Consider the following 21,115-nt stretch of genomic DNA (forward strand, 5'->3'; position numbering starts at 1 on the left):
GATTTGATCCCCTTATATATTAGTTTTACTTTTAATACTATTATACAGTAAATCAAAAAAAATTCAGCCCACATTTATATATATTTGTAAAAATTGTTATTCTAAATATCCGACTTCATCAGTTTGTGCTCTACCGAATCAACCAACGCTAGCCAACTGGCTTCAATTATGTCAGAAGATACTCCGACAGTGGTCCATACTTCCTGTCCGTCAGTACTTTCTATCAAAACCCTAACTTTTGATGCAGTGGCAAAATTAGAATCCAACACTCTAACCTTGTAGTCAGTAAGCTTCATCTCCGCTATTTGAGGATAAAACCTCTCCAGAGCTTTTCTCAAAGCTTTATCAAGTGCATTTACAGGTCCGTCTCCTTCTGCTGCCGTTATCTCTGTCTGCTCGCCTACAACTATTTTTATCATGGCAGATGAATTTACACTATTTATGGTTGGCTCATTTACTATAACTTTAAATTCTTTCAATTCAAAGAAAGATTTGTACTTACCAAGCATTTTCCTTATAACAAGTTCAAATGAACTTTCCGCACCTTCATACTGGTAACCCTCATATTCAAGTTCTTTCAATCTTTCAATTATCTTTTTGGTTTCAGGGGAATCCTTTGTTATAGTGCTGTCTATCTTGTTTATGATGCTCATAATCGCACTTCTGCCTGCTACTTCAGACATAAGAATTACACGCTGATTTCCTACAGCCTCCGGATTTATCATTTCATATGCAGAAGTGTTCTTATTTACTGCATCCGCATGCATTCCGGCTTTGTGCGCAAAGGCACAGTTTCCAACGAAAGGTGCCCTTTCGTCATGTATTATATTTGCAACCTCACTTACAAACCTTGCTGTAGACGTAAGATATGACATATTATCACTGGGTATACACTGATATCCCATTCTAAGCTGAAGGTTTGGGATAATTGTACAAAGATTTGCATTCCCGCATCTTTCACCAAACCCGTTAATTGTTCCCTGTATTTGTACAGCTCCTGCTTCAACTGCAGAAATGGAGCCTGCTACGGCCATTCCGTTATCATTATGACAGTGAATTCCTATTGCACAATCAACTGCTTCCCTAACTATTTTTGTGATTCTAGCTATATGGGAAGGTAGGCTTCCCCCTTTTGTATCGCAGAGACATATTGTATCGGCCCCTGCTTTACATGCGCTTTTTAGGGTTTCAATAGCATATTCTGGATTTGCGTCATAGCCGTCAAAGAAATGTTCTGCATCATAAACAACAGTTTTGCCTTTTTCTTTTAGATATTTAATTGTGTCATATATCATATTAAGATTTTCGTCTAGAGTAGTTTTTAAAATATCAGTAACCTGAAAGTCCCATGATTTTCCAAATACAGCTATTGCCTCGGTACCTGCACATAGAAGGGACTGTATATTACCATCATCTTCAACCTTTATATTTGCTCTTCTGGTTGAGCCAAAAGCAATTATTTTAGAAGTCCTCAATTTCAATTTTAAAACTCTTTCAAAAAACTCAAGATCTTTGGGATTTGAACCAGGGTTGCCGGCTTCGATATAGTCAATACCAAGTTCATCAAGTTTTCTTACTATCTTCAGTTTATCCTCAACTGTAAACGATATTCCCAGCGCCTGAGCCCCATCTCTCAAAGTTGAATCGTACATGATTATTTTGTTGCTTTCCATATAATTTCTCCTTTCTTTTAAAATAATTTAACCCGTCTTTCTCGGGAATATCAGGTATTCAAAGATAAAAAAGCAGCCCTTAAAGGGGCTGCTTTTTTATAAAAGCTCCCCTTACTGGCTAATTATGCTTTCTCCAATTTCGCTTATTGATCTATTTATTGCATTCAGGTACGCCTTAACACTGGCTTCAATGATGTCGGTGCTAACACCCTTGCCCATAAATACGCTGCCATTATGGGATATTTTTACAGTAACTTCGCCAAGAGCATCCTTTCCTTCCGTTACCGCCTTTATGCTATAATGAACCAACTCTGCATTAACCCCAGTGGCACGCTCAATTGCATTGAATGCGGCATCTACAGGGCCATCTCCCGTTGCAGCTTCAGTTATGATTTCTTCGTCTTTTCTAATGCTGACTGTTGAAGTTGATATCATTTTATTTCCGCTGTTTATCTGGAAACTGTCTATTACATAGATTTCTGGAACCGCAATGTTTTCATCTACCAGCGCTTCAATATCCCTGTCAGTAACTACCTTTTTCTTGTCAGCCAAGTCTTTGAATTTTGTAAAAGCAGCTTTTACTTCCTCATCAGACAGTGAATAACCCATCTCTTTCAATCTTTCTTCAAAAGCGTGATGCCCTGAAAGTTTACCCAGAACCATTCTGTTCTTACCCATTCCTACTGATTCTGGAGTCATAATCTCGTAAGTGGTCTTTTCAGAAAGAACACCATGCTGATGAATTCCTGATTCATGTGCAAAAGCGTTTGCTCCCACGATTGCCTTATTTGGCTGTACATTCACACCGGTAAGACTTGAAACAAGTCTGCTTGCCCTGTATATTTGGGTTGTGTCAATATTGTGTGTTATGCCATAATAGTCTTTTCTTGTATTTATACCCATAATTATTTCTTCTATTGCTGCATTTCCAGCCCTTTCACCGAGACCATTAATTGTACACTCTACCTGTACAGCCCCGTTTTCAACTGCCGCAAGTGAATTAGCTACAGCAAGGCCTAAATCATTATGACAGTGAACGCTTATGTCTGCCTTGTCAATATTGGGTACATTGTTTCTTATATTTCTTATAAGTCTTCCAAATTCCTGAGGAGTTGAATATCCTACCGTATCGGGAATGTTTACTGTTGTGGCTCCAGCATTGATAACAGCTTCTACTATACGGTACAAAAATTCCTCTCGGGTTCTGCTGGCATCTTCTGCTGAAAATTCAACATTGGAACAATAGCCTTTTGCATGTTTGACCATGGCTATAGCCCTTTCAAGAACCTCTTCCTCTGTCATTTTCAGCTTGTATTTCATATGGATATCCGAAGTAGCAATAAATGTGTGTATTCTTGGGCTTTCTGCATATTGAACCGCCTCCCAAGCTCTGTCTATATCTTTTTCTACGGCACGGCACAAACTTGCTATTGTAACCCCTTTAAGATTCTTGGAAAGCGTCATTATTGATTCAAAGTCACCGGGGGAGGCAATGGCAAATCCGCCCTCAATAATGTCTACACCCAGCCTTACCAGTTGTTTTGCTATTTCCATCTTCTCCTGGAGATTAAGGTTAACTCCGGGTGTTTGCTCTCCATCCCTTAATGTAGTATCAAATATCTTAATGGTTCTGGCCATAGTAATTCCCCCTTACATTCTCATATTCATAAACGTCTAAAATAAAAAATTACTTACTTTAAGAATATTCTTTTGGTGGATTAGTAATGGTTTATATTAACTAACCCACCAAACATATTCTTTATATATTTTTATATATTGTTTTATTTCTTTAACCAGCTCATCATTTTTCTAAGTTCTGCTCCTACTGTCTCCAACTGGTGTTCAGATTCATTTCTTCTCATTGATATAAAGTTTGCTCTTCCAGCTGCCTTGTTTTCCATTATCCAGTTAGCAGCAAATTTACCGTCTTGAATCTCTTTAAGTACCTTTTTCATTTCTTTTCTGGTTTCGTCTGTGATTATTCTCTTTCCTGTTACATAGTCACCATATTCTGCAGTGTCGCTAATAGAATATCTCATTTCCCCGAAACCACCCTGATTGATAAGGTCTACAATCAGCTTCATTTCATGTATACACTCAAAATAAGCTATTTCAGGTTGATAACCTGCTTCAACCAATGTTTCAAAACCAGCCTTCATTAATTCTGTTACACCGCCGCAAAGTACAGCCTGTTCACCGAACAAGTCAGTTTCTGTCTCTTCTCTGAAGGTTGTTTCAAGTATCCCGGCTCTGCCTGCTCCAATTCCTGAAGCATATGCCAAAGCATATTCCTTTGCTTTTCCGGAAGCATCCTTTTCAACAGCTATAAGTGCAGGAACACCTCTTCCTTCCTTATACTGACTTCTTACAGTGTGTCCAGGGCCCTTTGGTGCAACCATTATTACATCAACATCAGCCGGAGCAACTATCTGCTTAAAGTTTATATTGAAGCCATGTGCAAACATAAGTATGTTTCCTGCTTCAAGGTTAGGTGCTATACATTCCTCATACATTGCCGCCTGTTTTTCATCAGGAATGAGGATCATTATGATATCAGCTTTTTTCGCTGCCTCCGCAGTATCAAATACCTTCAAGCCATCAGCCTCAACCTGTTTTCTTCTTGCAGATGTCGGAGTAAGTCCTACTATTACATTAACTCCGCTGTCCTTTAGGTTCTGTGCATGCGCATGTCCCTGGCTTCCGTATCCTATAACCGCTACTGTTTTTCCCTCCAGTAGTTTCAAATTGCAGTCACTGTCATAATACATCTTTGCCATATTTTTTAGCCTCCCATATTTTAATCAGTGCAATTCTATATAATTGCATTGTTTTTGTTAATTACATTTCTTCCGTACTTCCTGCTTTAATATATTTATTGCCTCTTTCAATAGCAATTGTACCTGTTCTTACAATTTCTTTTATACCAAACTGCCTTAGCATATCCTCAAGAGCCCTTACTTTATCTCCGGAGCCTGATATTTCAACTGTTAGTGTGTTCTTTGATACATCTACAATTTTTGCTCTAAATATCTCTACTATCTGGACTATTTCTGACCTTGTAGAGGATGTTGCATTAACCTTTATCAAAGCAAGTTCCCGACTGACGGAATCAGAATCTTCCAAAGCCCTTATTTTGATTATGTCAATTAACTTGTTAAGCTGTTTGCTTACCTGCTCAACGGTGTATTCATCTCCGTCCACTACAATAGTCATTCGTGATACTTCAGGATTCTCTGTTACCCCTACTGCAAGGCTATCAATATTAAACCCTCTTCTGCTGAATAAACCTGCTACTCTGGACAATACTCCAGAGCGGTTTTCAACCAGTACAGAAAGTATATGCTTTGCCATTTCTTATCCCCCCCGCCTAAACCGTTTCTTCTTCAGGATCAATACTACATTCCAGCAGATATGCGTTATCATCAGCTAAGAATCTTTCCAATGCACTGTCTATCTGCGAATTACAGGATATCTTTTCAGATTTGAATCCATAAGCTTCCGCTATTTTAACAAAGTCAGGATTATCATCAAGAAATACCTGTGAATATCTCTTCTTATATTTGTTCTTCTGTATTTCACGAACCATACCAAGTCTGTTGTTATTGAGTATTAGGATTTTTACTCCAAGCCTGTTTTGCTTTATGGTACCCATTTCCGGCATTGACATTTGAAAACTTCCGTCACCGCCTATAACAACTACAGTACTTTCAGGTCTGCCTATCTTGGCTCCAATACCTGCTGGAAGGCCATAGCCCATAGTTCCCAGTCCACCCGAGGTAATAAAAGATCCTGGTTTTCTTGCAATAAAGTTGTTTGCGGCCCATATTTGATTCTGTCCGACTTCCGTAACTACTATTGCATTATCATAAAGTCTTTTTGAAAGTTCTGCTAGTAGTTTCTTAGGGTTTACATAACTACTTTGCTCTTTTAATTTAACTTTGTTCTTTTTAACAGCCTGCTGCAAGCTCTCCAGCCATTGTGAAGTATTGCAGTTTTGAATAGACTTATACAAGTCCTCAAGAATCAACCCCGCATCTCCTACTACAGGTATCGTAGTACTTACGTTTTTCCCTATCTCAGCAGGATCAATATCAATATGAATTATTCCTGCCTTTTCTGCTATCTTGCCAGCAGTTCCTAACGCACGATCTCCCACTCTAGCCCCAACTATTATAAGGAGATCTGTGTTGTGTACCGCATAATTGGCGGCATATACTCCGTGAGAGCCTAACATTCCCATGTTCAAAGGATGGTCAGCGGGTATTGCTCCAATTCCCATTAAAGTAGTTACTACAGGTATTTGATATTTCTCTGCAAGCCTTGTCATTATTTCTGAAGCTTTTGCAGAAATAACTCCTCCTCCTGCACATATAACGGGTCTTTGTGAGCTAGCAACTGCCTCAGCAATCTTTTTTATCTGCTGTGGATGGCCTTTGTAATTTGGCTTATATCCTTTGATATCTACCTCATCTGGATATATGAAATCAAGTGTATCTGTCTGTATATCCACAGGTACATCTATCAGCACCGGTCCAGGTCTTCCGGTAGAAGCAATGTGAAAAGCTTCTTTTACTATCCTAGGTAAATCTTTAACATTCTTCACCAGGTAGTTATGCTTGCAGAAGGGTTCTGTAGCTCCTGTAATATCCACCTCTTGAAAGACATCTCTTCCTATCAAATCAAGGGATACCTGCCCTGTAATAGCTACCATCGGAATTGAATCCGAATATGCGGTTGCAATCCCCGTTATAAGGTTTGTTGCACCAGGCCCCGAGGTAGCCACACAAACGCCCGTTTTCCCGGTAACTCTCGAATATCCGCTGGCAGCATGTGCTGCTCCTTGCTCGTTTCTCGTAAGTATATGCTTGATATCTGAATCCAGCAGTGCATCATAAAATGGACAGATTGCCGCACCGGGATATCCGAAAATCGTAGTTACATTTTCTAACTCAAGTGCCTTTACCAACCCTTGAGCTCCTGTTATTTTCAATGGCAATCCTCCTTTTCACTATAATTCTATACTCAGATTAGTTATAAAAAACCCCCCCATCTCTGCCATTACGCAGGGACGAGGGGATAACTCCGCCGTGGTACCACCCTGATTTAATACAGTTAATCAACTGCATCCTCAGTGAGCAACCGGACAAATGTCCGTGCTCCATAGCTATATCGTTGCCAACGCCGACACTTAATCAATCTGACTCTTTGGGTATCGGGCCTCCGGAATGAGTTATACATGTATTTATTGTACCGTCTTCCACCAACCGCCGGCTCTCTTTAACAAATCAATACATCTTGTTTTCCATCATAAGCTATATATTTAGATATTAATCCCTTACAAAAGTTGTAAGCCTTAGTTTAGAAATAATTATAGCATCATATTCATAGAGCGTCAATAAAAGGCATTTAACGTTTTCTGACCAGTTTAGCTTGAGTTTTTAATGTTTTATGTTGTTGGATAACTTCTTGGCTTATAATCCTGAATATTCAAATAAATCAAAATCAGCCGTATTTTTGCTGTCATGCCCATTACTGCTGGCAAACATCCCTACATATGTCCCGATAAATCCTCCCGCTACATCAGTACTCAGTATTCTTCCATCTACATTTACAGCCAACTCCCACAGTTGGTTATCATCACCGAAGTAAAAACTGTAATCCTGACCACATGCCTTTACAACCATATGAATGCGTTTTTTGGTAATTTCCTTTTGCCCTATGACGTTTTCCTTTCCGTCGTTACATACAACCAACCTTATTACATTCTTTTCTCCAAAGCAGGTACACTCAAATCTCATGTGATAATTGTTATTTTGTATTAGTAATATGCCTGCTGCCTCATTTTCATTCTCAGGAGAAAACTCCATTATTGCTTTTGCCATAAAATTAATATGCTGCTGGCGTCTGCCAACAAAGCTTGGGTTCTTCTCCTCAGTAATTTTTACAGGTCTCAGCTTTAAACGTAAATATCCTGGTCTTTCAGTGAGACTGTAGAAATTTTCTCTTGGAGTACGCACGAAATTCCATATAAAGTCAAGCTTTTGGCTGTCAAAGTGGTCACAAACTGTTGCTTCAACCGGGTTGTCCGGAGGAAGTTTAGGTCTTTCATAGGTAAACTCAACTTTTCCACTTAAAGGACTTACTACCGGCCAGCCATCTTCCCATATTACTGGAATAAGAAATGTTTCACGGCCTAGGTTTCTATAGTAACCTCCATACGGTCTTGATGCAAGTGCAACCATCCACCACTCTCCGTTTTGGGTTTCAACAAGGTCGGCATGGCCTACGTTTGCAATAGGGTATTTTCTTCCTAAGTGTCTATGGGTAAGAATAGGATTTCCTCTGCAGCCCTCATAAGGTCCTGTTATATTTTTGCTTCTGGCAATTGTAACTGAATGATGATAATCCGTTCCGCCCTCAGCAATCATCAAATAATAATATCCGTTAATTTTATAGAGATGAGGGCCTTCAGGCCACACAGCATTTTTCATTGCACCTCTCCACAAACCATATCTTGGCCCTGTAAGCTGCATTTTCGCAGTGTCAAGTTCTCTCATCCAGATTTCATTATCTCCGTAATATGTTCCGTCCGGTGCATCATATGTGCCCATAAAATATACTTTTCCGTCATCATCAAAGAAAAGTGACGGGTCAATACCTGGCGCATCTTCCAGCCAGTATGGCTCTGACCACGGGCCCTCTGGTTTTTCAGCCGTAATTATGAAATTGCCCTTTTTTCCTACATTGGTACATGCAATATAAAACAGTCCTTTATTGTATCTGATAGTTGGAGCATATATTCCCTGTGACTGTTCAAGTTCATCTAAATCGAGCTGAGTGGTTCTGTCCAGAGCATGACCTATTTGTTTCCAATTAACTAAATCTTTACTGTGGAAAACCGGTAGTCCCGGAAAATATGTAAAGCTTGATGTAACAAGATAATAGTCATCGTTCACACGGCATATTGAAGGATCGGGATAAAACCCCGGCAATATTGGATTACTGAAATAATTACAGTCTTTTTTTGTCAAATATAACGCCTCCTAAAAAATATTTAATTTGAAGCATATAAAATCCGGGAATGTATCATCCTCAAAACAAGGATGATACATATTAATAAAGATAGTTTAACATAGTTTTATAAGTATTTTTCATTTATTGTCCTATAATTTCCATAAACCTATCCTTGGATATATAATTTGTCTCTTCTATCAAGGCTCCGTTCCTATAGAACCTTAAGTAAGGTATCTCTGAATTTCCCAGCTGCTCTTCCTTGAATTTTCTGAATTCTTCAAAATAGTCGGTGGTATTATACACTAACTCATATACATCAATATCTATTTTCACATCAGTGCTATCATATAACCAAGTTCTCAGGGCCTGCCACTGGGGACACCAGTCCTGTGTTAATATTATAAGTACTATTTCCTTTGAAGCTGTTATACTCTTGTCGAAATCACCCTTCTGTATAGCATTTAAAGCCTGTTCCTTTTGCATCTCTATTCTATTTACCATATGAGTTCCCGTCCTTTAATTTAAGTTGTTATTTAAGTTTTTCTTAACTGCTTAAAGAATTCCGTTAATATATTTCCACATTCCTCAAACATTAATCCATATACTACGTCAACTTTGTGATTAAATTGTGGAACTCTAAATAAATCTACCACTGACCCTGCTGCACCTGCTTTTTTGTCCATTGCTCCTATATAAAGTGTTTTTATTCTTGATTGAATAATAGCTCCTGCACACATTGGACACGGCTCCAGAGTAACGTACATGTCACATCCTTCCAGTTTCCAGGTTCCAAGCGCCTTTGCCGCTTTTTTTATAGCTTCTATTTCAGCATGAGATGTAACATCCAGCTTTTCTTCCTTTTGATTTCGGCCCCTAGCAATTATCTTTCCATCCTTTACTATAATTGCTCCTACCGGTGATTCGCCATTTTCGTATGCCTTTTTTGCCTGATTGATTGCCTCAAGCATAAACTGCTCGTTTCTGGTGTACATTAGGGTACCTCCATTATTTTTATTAATTATATTATAACTTCGAGAGTAAAAAATTAAATATTTTTATAAGTCAGTACCATAATGAACTTTCAAACATATTATGTTATCAGAATGTCAGCTTTTTTAGCTGCGTTAGTATTTGTACAAAAAGGAGATGTATACATGAAAAAAGCTTTAATTACAGGAATAACAGGGCAAGATGGCTCATATCTGTCTGAGTTTTTATTAAATAAAGGTTACGAGGTTCATGGTATTGTCAGAAGAAGCAGCAGCCTAAATACTCAGAGGATATCCCATCTTCTCGGTGATGAAACTGGGGAAAATTCACAGATTTCTCTTCACTTCGGGGATTTATCCGACTCCGGCAGTCTGAGTAAACTTCTTTATAAGATAGAACCCGATGAAGTTTACAATCTGGGTGCTCAAAGTCATGTCAAAGTATCCTTTGATGTTCCCGAATATACCGGAGATGTGGATGCATTGGGAACTGTACGACTTTTAGAAAGCATCAGGGAAATTAATCCGAGTATTAAGTTCTACCAGGCCTCCTCAAGTGAATTATTCGGTAAGGTAAGAGAAACTCCTCAAAGTGAGACCACTCCCTTCTATCCGAGAAGTCCGTATGGTGTGTCTAAAATGTATGCATACTGGATTACAGTAAACTACCGTGATGCATATAATCTTTTTGCCTGTAACGGAATCCTTTTTAACCATGAGTCTCCCAGACGCGGAGAAACTTTTGTAACCCGTAAGATAACCAAAGGTATAGCTGACATAGTACATGGGAAAACGGACAAACTGTACCTTGGTAACATTGATGCAAAAAGAGATTGGGGTTTTGCAGGGGATTATGTAGAAGCAATGTGGCTCATGCTTCAGCAGGATGAACCCGACGATTACGTTATAGCAACAGGGGAAACTCATACTGTAAGAGAATTCTGTAATCTTGCATTTAAGCATGTAGGAATAACATTGGAGTGGCAAGGCTCCGGAGAACAAGAAAAGGCTGTAGACAGGGTTACGGGGAAAGAACTTATTAATATCAGCAGTAAATTCTTCCGGCCTACGGAAGTAGATTTGCTTTTGGGGAATCCATCTAAAGCCAAAAGTAAACTCAATTGGAAACAAAGAGTTTCTTTTGAAGAGCTTGTAAAAATGATGGTTGAAAGTGATTTAAATGAGGAGATGAAATAATGAATAAGGATAGTAAAATTTATGTAGCCGGACACAGCGGAATGGTTGGCTCTGCAATCGTAAGGAGACTTCAAAAGAACGGATATGAAAATATTTTATGTAAAAGTCATAAAGAACTTGACCTTACAAACCAAGCCTTAACAGAACAGTTCTTTATGGATGAAAAACCGGAATATGTTTTTATTGCAGCCGCAAAAGTTGGCGGAATACATGCCAACAACTCCTTTCCTGCTGATTTTATAATGGAAAATATGCTTATTGAGTGCAATGTAATAAAAAGTGCTTTTAAAAGCGGAGTCAAAAAGCTTCTGTTCTTAGGCAGTTCGTGTATATACCCTAAATTATGTCCCCAACCCATAAAGGAGGAATATTTGCTGACTGGTGAACTTGAGCCTACTAATGAAGCATACGCTTTGGCAAAAATATCTGGAATAAAAATGTGCCAGTCCTATAATAAGCAATATGGAACACGGTTCATTTCCGCCATGCCTGCAAGTCTTTATGGTGTTAATGACAGATTTGATATTAATAATTCCCATGTTATTCCTGCAATGATTATTAAATTTCACGAAGCAAAAGTGAAAAATAAGCCTTATGTTGAATTGTGGGGTACAGGAAATCCTCTAAGGGAATTTCTTTACGTTGATGACATGGCAGATGCATGCTTGTATCTTATGCAGAATTATGAAGGAAACGAATTTGTCAATATCGGTTCAGGCAAGGAAATCAGTATACGTGAGCTTGCCGAAACAATTAAGCGAGTAACGGAATACACCGGAGAACTTGTTTTTGATACAACCAAACCTGATGGCACACCCAGACGTGTATTGGACAACAGTAAGATACATAAGACAGGGTGGGTACCTCAAGTTGAAATTGAAGAAGGTCTTCGCAGGGAGTATGAATACTATCTTAATAATGTTTTATCAAAAAAATAACTCTTTTTGCATTCTCTATAAAAAATGAGGCAGTATCAACTTTGAACTGCCTCTCTTTTATTCTACCCTTTATTTTCTTCACTATTTTCCTCACTGAATAATTGCTTTAATACATCCAGTTGAGCATTTATCAATGCCTCGGACTTTGTTTTAAATGAATATAACTGCCCCTTTATTTCATCCAGCTTCCCTTTTGCCTTAATTACCTCAAGGTTTGCAGTTTCAATAATCCTTTGTGCACTTAGCTCTGCCTCATCAGTTATATTTTTTGCTTTCTCACATGCATTTGTTTTTATTTGTTCACTTGTATGCTGTGCAACTATTATAGAATGCTGTAATGATTCCTCAAGTACTTTATAGTGTTGAACGGTTTCATTAAGTAAATTTATTTTGCTTTTCATTTCCTCGTTTTCTTTAGCCATACTTATGTAGTCCTCACCCACTTGGGCAAGGATCGCATCAACCTGTTTTCTGCAATATCCGTTAATCAGGGACTTTTTTATGCAAAGACATTTAAAATCTTCGGGAGTATAATACATATCGCTCATCTCCTAAAATTACTCTCTCATCATAATATATTCCCGTTATGGCAATATATTCTCTATTTGAGTAACCATATGAATGAATAATGTATATTTTTACCACCTAAAACCAATAGGCATTATATCCCTTTCCCTGATATTAAACCTAAAGTTGGTAAAATCTCTGGTTGTAATCATATCTGCAATGTCTCTAACCCACAGTATATCATTCAAAGTTGCATAAAACCTTGCCCTGTCAAGTAGACTTTCCAGACTAGGATAATACCTCGCCACACGTTTTAAAAAAGCTTCTCCCAGATTATCAAGAAGTATCCCTACATCATAGGCAGGGTCACCTAATCCCGAAAGGGCAAAACCTATTACACCCGTTAATTTCTTTAGTCTGCTGTCTATAAGCAAGTGATAAGCAGAAAGATCTCCGTGAATAAGAGAAGGTTCGTAGGACAAAAAATCATCATCATTTTCAACAGGTTTAAATACCTGTTTTATATATTCCTTTGTATAGTCGGAACAATATGGGAATACCTTTCTATATATTTCATCAACAAATTGCTCCCATCCATTTTGGTCTATAGGATTTTGAAATTCGCCGATTCCCATATTTTCAGCCTCTTCGACTGGTATTGTGTGAAGTGATTTAAGGAAAGTTCCTATCTGCTGTGCTAAAGTTTCCTGGTGTTTGCCATTTAATTGCAGCAGCAGGTTCCTTAATATAGGTTTTCCCTTTATTATGTTATATTTTACCATTTCTCTCCCAAGGGGTTCATGAGCAGGAACAAGGGGTTCTATACGGTTACGAATGAAATTAGTAACCTTTGCCTCGTTATCTAAATAAGCAACACTCCAGTCGTATCTGGCAAATTTGAAAATGTAAGTGTCATTTATAATAATTACATCATTATATCTACCCTCATTTATCAGGTATTCCACTTTTGTTATATTAATCTGAGGGCATCTGCTTCTTATAAGCCCCATATACATATTCTTCTTTTCGTCCATACAGATTTTTCACCACCCATAAGCTTTAAACCCTTTTATCAATATAAAAGCTTTATATTTGATTCAGGCCAGTCCCTCAGTCTTAATACAGTATTTGAAAGACTTGAATATCCATTTCCAATAAAGAAATCACATTTTGAAGCTATATACGTATCCTTTATTATCTCTATTGTATCCTTTACAAGTTCAACACCTTTGTGTCTTTTGTTAGGATAACTAAGTAAAGCAGTGGGAATACGCTCTTTGAGAGGTACCTTTTTACTGTCGGTATATATCAGCATATCATTTTTGCTATATAACTTCTTGTATTGCTTAAATATAGTGTTAGAATCAGTTATTAAAAACAAGTGCCTTGTGTTGTACTTTACAATAAATTGCCATATATTCGGCTTGTAAAACTCATTCAAGTCATATAATTGAGCTACCTCGTTCACTATTGCCTTCTCTCTTACATGTACTCCCAAAATAGGTCTCTCATCCCTAAAATCTGGATTTGTATTTATAAATTTTTTAATCTCTCTTTGTATTGGAGGCTGTAGCTTTATATAATTGTCAAACATGTACCTATATATTTGATACGGAGTTTTTCCGTATGACCAATGGTTGCTTCTTACATATGGTAAAAGTGCTCTCAATGGGTAATAAGTATCACTTACAACAACATTAGCATCACTTCTCATCATACCACTTAGCTCTCTATTTTCCATTTTAAATCTGTCTGTATCTTCCGCCAGGACGTTTTCAAATCTCCATACCTTGGGATAGTAGGAATACTCCGGACGCACTACATCGTGGAAAGTATATGGGGATACAGGTTCAAAAAATGATTCAAATGAGTTTGTATCAACGGATTCACTGTAGAGGCTTTCCATTCCCCAATATACTACCGGAATCCGGTTTGTCAGTTCAGCGGCAAATATCTGACATATCACATGGTCCACATCTTTCCATATGCTGCCTCCCAGTGACTTTATCAGAAGAAATCTACTATTCGACATATGTGTTAACACCTCCATAAAATTCCGGGTACTCCAACCTGTGATTTTTGCTTTCCAGCAGCCTTCTTTTCCCCTCTTCCTTTACTCTTCTTTTAGCAAGTTTTACTTCATTTTTTAAATCTCTGTAAAAAAGAATAATGTTTTGCTCCGGCCAGTCTTTCAGCCTTTTTATTGTATATGAAACATTGGAATATCCGTTTCCAATAAAGAAATTACATTTTGCTCCAAGATAGGTATCTTTGATAATCTCTATTCCCTTACGTCTTTTTGCTGAATAATCCTGCAGATGAGGTGCATCCTCTGTTGCACTTAACGCTCCTCTTCTGCAGTCTGTATAAACCACTTTGTCTCCATACAGTTTTAAAAATTCTTTCAAAATGTCTTCACAATCCGTAAGTAGTAGTATTTTTCCTATATCATATCTGGCACTGAAGTTTTCTATTTCCTTATAGTATCGTTTGTTCAAGCGGCCAAGATTCTCAACTTCTCTTACTTTATCCCCGCCTCTAATGTGAACAGCTAGGGTTAGTCCTTTATCCTTTAGCTTTTCATCATAAAATTCCTGAATCTCCTGTTCAATATCAGGTTTAAGCTTAAGATATTTATCAAATAAGGTCCGGTAAATCTCATGTGCAGTCATACCGTAAGCCCAATGGCTCCTTGTTATATAATTAATCAAAGGCCTTATAAAATAGTGAACATCGCTTACCAGCACATTTGCATCACTATTCATCATCTCACCAAGATTTCGGTATGTCCATGTTACCTTATCTAAATCCTCAATCATTACATTGTCATAATTCCATACAGGAGGAAAATAAGTATAATTGTATTTTATTACGTCTTTTATACTATAGTCAGAGACCGGTTCAAAGTATAGATCAAAGGCATTTGTCTTGAATGATTCTGCATACAGACTATTCGGCCCCCAATATATAACAGGAATTCTGTTGGTAAGTTCAGCAGCTAGCAACTGACCCATTACGTGATCCACGTCTGACCAAAAGCCGCATCCCCATGACTTTATTAGCAAAAACCTGTCATTTGGCATTTAACTCACCTCTGCTCTCCTTATTCTTTTTGAACCTATTAAAAAGCTTTTTAACCCTTTGTGCTGTACGGGTAAAAATACTGGGTTTATCACTTTTTACCACAACCATTGCATTTATAGGGTACTTTCTCCTTTTAAATGTCCAGTACATCATTTTTACATTTTTATCTGCCCAATCCTTTATACGTGTAATTCCATGAGATACATTTGAAAAGTCATTCCCTATGAAAAAGTCACATTTTGCAGCAATATATGCATCTTTAACAATTTCAATTCCTCTGCGCCTTACCACCATCGGATTTTCAATATGATATACGGGCTCGTCGTTTTTGATTCTTTTACAATTTGTATATACAAGCATGGAGCCGTATATGTTCTTATACTCATTCAATGTATCCTCGCAGTCGGTAAGTAAAAATATCTTCTTTATATTATATTTATTTATATATTTCTTTATTTCCTTATGGTAGCCTCTGTTAGGCTCCTTAAACTTTCCCTTTGCAAATAGCCTATATAACTTTTTCCCCTTTTTTTGAGGTTTCTGTTTATATTTTTTATAAATTTTATTCCAATACTGGTTTCCGTTTTTCTTAGAATCTCTGGTATCAAACACCATATCTTTTTCAGCTCTCCTGACGTGAACTGCAAGTACAGGATGGTTACCTTTAAGCCACGAATTATAAAAACCCTGGACTTCCATGTTTATATCTGACCTCAGCTTTATATATTTATTGAATAAGTATCTGTATATTTGATGAGAACTCATTCCGTATGCTGGGTGATTCTTTTTTATAAACGGAATTAATTCATGTATGTTATAATATACATCTGCTACTACAACATTTTCTTGGCTGCTAAGTAAGTCCCCTATATTTCGGTAAATCCAAGTATCTTTATTCTGATCCTCAATAAATAGGTTTTCATAATTCCATATTGGCGGATAATATGTGTACTCAGGCTTTGCTACGTCAAAGATAGTGTAGTTGGAAACAGGTTCAAAGTACAATTCAAAGCCGTTAGTCAAGATATATCCATTGTGTAGACAATGTGTAGGCCAATATACAACCGGTATCCTGTTGGTGAGTTCAGCTACAAGAAGTTGACCAAGCACATGATCTACATCCCCCCAAAGGATATAGCTCCAGCTCTTTATAAGCAGGAATCTGTCATTAGACATTATTATTATCACCTCAATATAAATGCATTTCATGTTATTTTATGTAAGCCTATGCTGATATGTGATAATAAAAAATAAAAAACCCACGGGAAATCCCTGTGGGTTCTTATTTAGAGCAATTAGTTCTCTTCTTTTTCGAATAGCTCCAGTATGTAAGAATATAATTTTTCTAATTGATTATAATTGAAGTCTCTAAAAAACCGAATTCCGTATGAGCTCTTTACTTCTAACTCATAAGTACTTTTTGCACATATTTCAATGTCGTAATCCACCGCCGTTATATCCGACATTGGTATATTGTCACTTTTCTGATTGTCATATGAAAGAAGTAATATGTCAGGATCAAATATATCACTTATGTTATAGAAGCAATTATTCAAGGTGTATTTTTCCTTTAAAAAATCTCCCGCATATATGTAACCGTTACTGATATCAGGCTCTATTTTGTTTACAAAAACGCATAACGCATTATACCCATCTCTCCTGAATTTTTGTGTCAGCCCTTTTTCAAAATCATGGAGGCTATTATTGTTAAATAAAATGATGGGTATATCTATATCTTTACGTTTTTCCCATGAATGTGAGTACTCTGCATTCTCTTTGTATGCTTCTTGTCTTAACACAGCTTTTATTTCATCGACTCCCATATTGGGACTATTCCTTAAAAGATTGTGCACATGGGCTGTAATCATTGGTGCCGCATAGCTGTTACATTCGTTTGTTACTTTACCCGTTCCGTCATACTTCTTGAGGCTATGTTTCGCGCATGCACATATATCTATACCGTCCATTGGGTCTTTATTAAATATGTATTGTCCTTCTTCTAATAATCCATCCAAATCACACTTTACCCCAATAACCTTTTCAAATGATGCAGGACACGTAAAAATATTGCGGTTATTGCATGCGGCAACCACTATTACATTTTTCTCTAATGCATAATCTAATGCTTCCTTTACTTCACTAAAATCTCTGTAATCTATAGTCCCAAGACTCAAATTTACAATACGTATGTTATTATCTGCACACCATTTCAATCCGTGAATTAGCTGTGTTTTCACTCCTGTTCTTGAATTAGAATCCAATATTTTTACACTGCCTATATCAGCTTCCGGAGAGTACTTTTTTATTATTGCAGCACAAGTTGTACCATGAGACGGAGAATGAGGGTCATAATCCAACCTGTCACAAACAGCTAAATCACGAGTTATTTCCAGATTGTACGAAAGTCTTCCCATTTGATAGTACTTCTCGTTAACTCCGTCATCTATGATTGCAATATTAATAGGTACTGTATTCATCTTTGGCACTGCCCTCCTGCCTCATATCCTTTGTATACTTTTCCATTTGTTCAATTAAATTACATATAATATATCATTCATTTATTTCATTTGCAAATTCCACTTATCTTTATTCCATTCAACAGTTCTTTCAAGCCCTTCTCTGAATGGCTTAAAAGATATAATCCCAAATTCGGATAAAATCTTACTTATATCAAGCTGTACTTTATCAGGAGATACCTTTATTTCTTCAATAGTCTGTTTTTTCTGCTGATTGTCAATGGTAAGAGTGCTTCCGGTAATAGAGCAAACTTCTTGGGCAAGTGTCTTTATACTGATACTGTCCTGGCCCCCCACGTTATACACAAAGTCCTTTCCATATGCAATAATGTGCATGAGCATCAGGGCACAGTCTGCTATATAGCAGAAAGTTCTTACTTTACTTCCGTCATCCAGCATGGTAATATTTTTTTGCTCTAACCCTCGTCTTATAAACTGTCCAAGAACACGTTCATCGTCTCCTTTTACTCCCGGGCCGTAAGTCATGGATATTCTAGCGACTTTCGCGTCTACCCCTTCATAGTGCCTGTAAGCAAAGCACAAAGTTTCCCCCATCCTTTTTGACTCTGAATATACGGCCCTTACATTTATCGGAGAGCAAAAGCCTGGGTAACTCTCGGGTGTAGGTATGTTGTCAATATCCGGTTCACCGTAAATTTCTGAGGAGCTAAGGAATAGTATGACTGAATTATCTTTCTTTGCCCTTTGCAGAAGCTTTTCAGTAACAATAGTATTTAAATGAATAGTATCCAGATAGTTTCTAAGGAATTTGCCGGGCTGTGCGTATGTTGCGCCATGTATGATATAATCAATCTTTACTTTTAACTTATCAATATCCATACTGTTTAGGTCTTCAGAATAGAAACTGTAATTTTGCTCAAATATATCAGTCAGGGCCTCGCAAGGCTTACTTCTGCTTACAGCATAAATTTTAATTTCACCGCCCTTTAAAATGTTGGCAAGATGAAGCATATATATGATATAAGTTCCTATTAATCCATTTGCTCCTGTAATTAGTACTGTTTTGTTATAAAGAGGTGATAAATCTATCTTTTTTAAATATTCCATGCAGTCTTCTTTAATATATTTATCCAAAAGGAAGCCCCCTTTCATTATTTCATTAATTCAACAGCCTTTTCACATATAGTTTCAGAGTCAGGATAAAAGGCTTTTTCCTGTAAATCTCCGGCTGGAGTCGGTATATCCGGGCAACAAACTCTTACAACAGGCTTTTTCAGTAAATGAAAAGCTTTCTCAGCAACAAGAGCTGCAATTTCCGCAGCAACGCCGCCTGTCTTCCATCCGGTATCAGTTATTATAAGTTTGCCTGTCTTTGCAAGGGATTCAAATATAATGTCTTCGTCTATTGGTTTTATTGTCCTTAAATCTATAACCTCAGCTGATATGTTTTGAGCTTGAAGCTTCTCTGCTGCCTTTAAGGCTTCAATCAGCATATAGGACACTGCAACAATAGTAACGTCCTTCCCCGGTCTTCTTACAACGCCCTTTCCAAATGGTATAGAGTATAATGTGTCTGGGACATTTCCCATTGTTTTGTAAAGCCATCTATGTTCAACAAATAGCACAGGATTATTGTCAATTATGCTTGAGATGAGTAATCCCTTGGCATCATAAGGTGTAGCTGGAGCTGCGATTTTCAGTCCCGGAGCATTCATAAGCATTCCTTGCAAACATTGTGAATGCTGGGCTCCTGATCCCCATCCTCGGGCACTAACTGTCCTTACCACCAAAGGAACACTTACCTTTCCTCCGGTCATATAGCTCCATTTCGCAGCGTGGTTTACCAGTTGATCCAAAGAGAGTAGTAAAAAATCCATTCTGCTGTGAACAAAAACAGGTCTTAATCCTGCCATTGCAGCTCCTGTGGCTATCCCCGTCAGGGAATTTTCTGCAATAGGCGTGTCAAAAACCCTGTCACGGCCATACTTTTCATGCAATCCCTTTGTAGTTCCAAAAACTCCGCCGGGGTCGTCTACGCCCTCTCCCATAATAAAAACCCTTGAATCCCTTGCAAGGGATTGGTCCATTGCTTCATATAAAGCATCTTTATATGAAATCATTCTGCCATTTTGGGAATCATCAGTTATTATAAATTTATCCTGTTTCTCAACTTCAATTGTAGTCCAGGGCATGTAATATACCTCCTATCAGTGTACATAATGAACTGTATTAATCCGCATAAACAAAATCAAGTAATTCTTCTGGCTGTGGTTTAGGAGAATTAACTGCAAATTCAAAAGCATCCTTTATCACTTTGTCTATTTCCTCATGTATGGATTTTTCTAACTGCTCATTAAGAATATTTCTACTTTCAAGATAGCTTTTATACCATTTGATTGGACACTTTGAAACCCAATAGTCATATTCCTCCTGGGGTCTGTATCCTACACCCAGGTCATCAACGGTGCCAATATGCCCCTTCCATCTGTAGCTTATACACTCCAGCAAAACAGGTCCCTCACCATTTCTGCACTTTTCAATAGCCTTTTCTGCATACTCGGAAACTTTAAGCACATCATTCCCGTCTATCTGATATGAGGGAATTCCATATCCCTGAGCAATTTTACATATATTGTCTCCTGGCTGTCTAGCATTTTGATGGGAGTTTATAGCATAGAAATTATTTTCACATACATATATAACCGGAAGCTTTTTAAGGGATGCGAAATTCAGGCTTTCATGAAAAGTTCCTTCGTCTGCCGCTCCATCTCCGAAAAAAACAGCAGTAACCCTATCATTTTTTTGAATTTTGGATGCCAGAGCGGCTCCCGTTCCAAGAGGCAGGCTACCTCCGACTATGGCAGTGGAGCCAAAAATCCCTATTTCCGGAGCCATCAAGTGCATGGAGCCTCCTCTGCCGGAAGTACACCCTGTCTTACGAAGATACAATTCTGCTATCATTTTATTGATATCTCCACCTTTTGCTATATAGTGGGCATGACTCCTATGAGTTCCAAAAAGATAATCCTCCTTACGAAGGTGTATACAAACCCCTGCCGCAATTGCCTCCTGCCCTATGGAAAGATGAATAGGGGTTTTCATTTCGTCATTTTTATATTCTTCCTCGATTTTGCGTTCCACACTGCGTATGGTCTGCATTACTCTATACAACTCAATAAGTTTCTCATTTTCCATATATACCAGCCTCCGAAATTCTCAATAATATACTTTTTATG

General features: G+C 37.7%; 19 protein-coding genes. 2 read left to right on the forward strand and 17 right to left on the reverse strand.

Annotation, left to right across the window (positions count from 1 at the left end; translation table 11 throughout):
- Positions 1 to 101: 101 nt before the first annotated feature.
- From cimA to tadA, 8 genes are all read right to left on the reverse strand, one after another.
- Positions 102 to 1,673, reverse strand: coding sequence for a citramalate synthase (gene cimA, locus K412_RS0108080; protein ID WP_024832633.1), 1,572 nt, complete (start codon positions 1,671 to 1,673; stop codon positions 102 to 104).
- A 111-nt stretch (positions 1,674 to 1,784) separates the two neighbouring features.
- Complete coding sequence (locus K412_RS0108085) at positions 1,785 to 3,311, reverse strand: 2-isopropylmalate synthase (protein WP_024832634.1); 1,527 nt, start codon at positions 3,309 to 3,311, stop codon at positions 1,785 to 1,787.
- Positions 3,312 to 3,454: 143 nt separating this feature from the next.
- Positions 3,455 to 4,450 carry a ketol-acid reductoisomerase gene (gene ilvC, locus K412_RS0108090; RefSeq protein WP_024832635.1) on the reverse strand — a complete coding sequence of 332 codons (996 nt, stop codon included), beginning with the start codon at positions 4,448 to 4,450 and terminating at the stop codon, positions 3,455 to 3,457.
- Between the two features lie 61 nt (positions 4,451 to 4,511).
- Positions 4,512 to 5,024 carry an acetolactate synthase small subunit gene (gene ilvN, locus K412_RS0108095; protein ID WP_024832636.1) on the reverse strand — a complete coding sequence of 171 codons (513 nt, stop codon included), beginning with the start codon at positions 5,022 to 5,024 and terminating at the stop codon, positions 4,512 to 4,514.
- Between the two features lie 16 nt (positions 5,025 to 5,040).
- The gene (gene ilvB / locus K412_RS0108100) at positions 5,041 to 6,663 is read right to left on the reverse strand and encodes a biosynthetic-type acetolactate synthase large subunit (RefSeq protein ID WP_024832637.1); all 1,623 of its coding nucleotides are present in this window, start codon (positions 6,661 to 6,663) and stop codon (positions 5,041 to 5,043) included.
- Positions 6,664 to 7,144: 481 nt separating this feature from the next.
- Positions 7,145 to 8,704, reverse strand: coding sequence for a glycoside hydrolase family 43 protein (locus tag K412_RS0108105; protein ID WP_024832638.1), 1,560 nt, complete (start codon positions 8,702 to 8,704; stop codon positions 7,145 to 7,147).
- Positions 8,705 to 8,828: 124 nt separating this feature from the next.
- Positions 8,829 to 9,188: a hypothetical protein gene (locus tag K412_RS0108110; protein ID WP_024832639.1), complete on the reverse strand. Its 360-nt coding sequence runs from the start codon at positions 9,186 to 9,188 to the stop codon at positions 8,829 to 8,831.
- A gap of 32 nt (positions 9,189 to 9,220) precedes the next feature.
- Complete coding sequence (gene tadA / locus K412_RS0108115; RefSeq protein WP_024832640.1) at positions 9,221 to 9,679, reverse strand: tRNA adenosine(34) deaminase TadA; 459 nt, start codon at positions 9,677 to 9,679, stop codon at positions 9,221 to 9,223.
- A gap of 162 nt (positions 9,680 to 9,841) precedes the next feature.
- Between tadA and gmd the strand changes: the two genes are divergently transcribed.
- Together gmd and K412_RS0108125 are read left to right on the forward strand one after the other, a co-directional pair.
- Positions 9,842 to 10,873 (forward strand): GDP-mannose 4,6-dehydratase, encoded by a 1,032-nt coding sequence (gene gmd / locus K412_RS0108120; protein ID WP_024832641.1) that lies wholly within the window; start codon positions 9,842 to 9,844, stop codon positions 10,871 to 10,873.
- Positions 10,873 to 11,811: a GDP-L-fucose synthase family protein gene (locus K412_RS0108125; RefSeq protein ID WP_024832642.1), complete on the forward strand. Its 939-nt coding sequence runs from the start codon at positions 10,873 to 10,875 to the stop codon at positions 11,809 to 11,811. Before gmd ends, K412_RS0108125 begins: the two co-directional genes overlap by 1 nt.
- 62 nt (positions 11,812 to 11,873) lie before the next feature.
- Here K412_RS0108125 and K412_RS0108135 read toward each other — a convergent pair whose 3' ends face one another.
- The 9 genes from K412_RS0108135 to K412_RS0108175 all read right to left on the reverse strand — a co-directional run bounded on the left by K412_RS0108135 (position 11,874) and on the right by K412_RS0108175 (position 21,074).
- Positions 11,874 to 12,350 carry a DivIVA domain-containing protein gene (locus K412_RS0108135; protein ID WP_024832643.1) on the reverse strand — a complete coding sequence of 159 codons (477 nt, stop codon included), beginning with the start codon at positions 12,348 to 12,350 and terminating at the stop codon, positions 11,874 to 11,876.
- A 99-nt stretch (positions 12,351 to 12,449) separates the two neighbouring features.
- Positions 12,450 to 13,352, reverse strand: coding sequence for an aminoglycoside phosphotransferase family protein (locus K412_RS0108140; protein ID WP_024832644.1), 903 nt, complete (start codon positions 13,350 to 13,352; stop codon positions 12,450 to 12,452).
- A gap of 38 nt (positions 13,353 to 13,390) precedes the next feature.
- Complete coding sequence (locus K412_RS0108145) at positions 13,391 to 14,350, reverse strand: O-fucosyltransferase family protein (protein WP_024832645.1); 960 nt, start codon at positions 14,348 to 14,350, stop codon at positions 13,391 to 13,393.
- Positions 14,340 to 15,401, reverse strand: a complete 1,062-nt coding sequence (locus tag K412_RS0108150) for an O-fucosyltransferase family protein (protein ID WP_024832646.1) — start codon at positions 15,399 to 15,401, stop codon at positions 14,340 to 14,342. The genes K412_RS0108145 and K412_RS0108150 overlap by 11 nt, the downstream gene beginning before the upstream one ends.
- Complete coding sequence (locus K412_RS0108155; RefSeq protein WP_024832647.1) at positions 15,391 to 16,578, reverse strand: O-fucosyltransferase family protein; 1,188 nt, start codon at positions 16,576 to 16,578, stop codon at positions 15,391 to 15,393. Before K412_RS0108155 ends, K412_RS0108150 begins: the two co-directional genes overlap by 11 nt.
- A 119-nt stretch (positions 16,579 to 16,697) precedes the next feature.
- Positions 16,698 to 17,879, reverse strand: coding sequence for a S8 family peptidase (locus K412_RS0108160; protein WP_024832648.1), 1,182 nt, complete (start codon positions 17,877 to 17,879; stop codon positions 16,698 to 16,700).
- 81 nt (positions 17,880 to 17,960) lie between these two features.
- Entirely contained in the window at positions 17,961 to 19,013 is a 1,053-nt protein-coding gene (locus K412_RS0108165) for an NAD-dependent epimerase/dehydratase family protein (RefSeq protein WP_024832649.1), read from the reverse strand.
- A 17-nt stretch (positions 19,014 to 19,030) separates the two neighbouring features.
- Positions 19,031 to 20,071, reverse strand: coding sequence for an alpha-ketoacid dehydrogenase subunit beta (locus K412_RS0108170; protein ID WP_024832650.1), 1,041 nt, complete (start codon positions 20,069 to 20,071; stop codon positions 19,031 to 19,033).
- A gap of 37 nt (positions 20,072 to 20,108) precedes the next feature.
- Positions 20,109 to 21,074: a thiamine pyrophosphate-dependent dehydrogenase E1 component subunit alpha gene (locus tag K412_RS0108175; protein ID WP_024832651.1), complete on the reverse strand. Its 966-nt coding sequence runs from the start codon at positions 21,072 to 21,074 to the stop codon at positions 20,109 to 20,111.
- Between the last annotated feature and the right edge of the window lie 41 nt (positions 21,075 to 21,115).

The organism is Ruminiclostridium josui JCM 17888, assembly GCF_000526495.1.
Classification (GTDB): Bacteria; Bacillota; Clostridia; order Acetivibrionales; family DSM-1351; genus Ruminiclostridium; species Ruminiclostridium josui.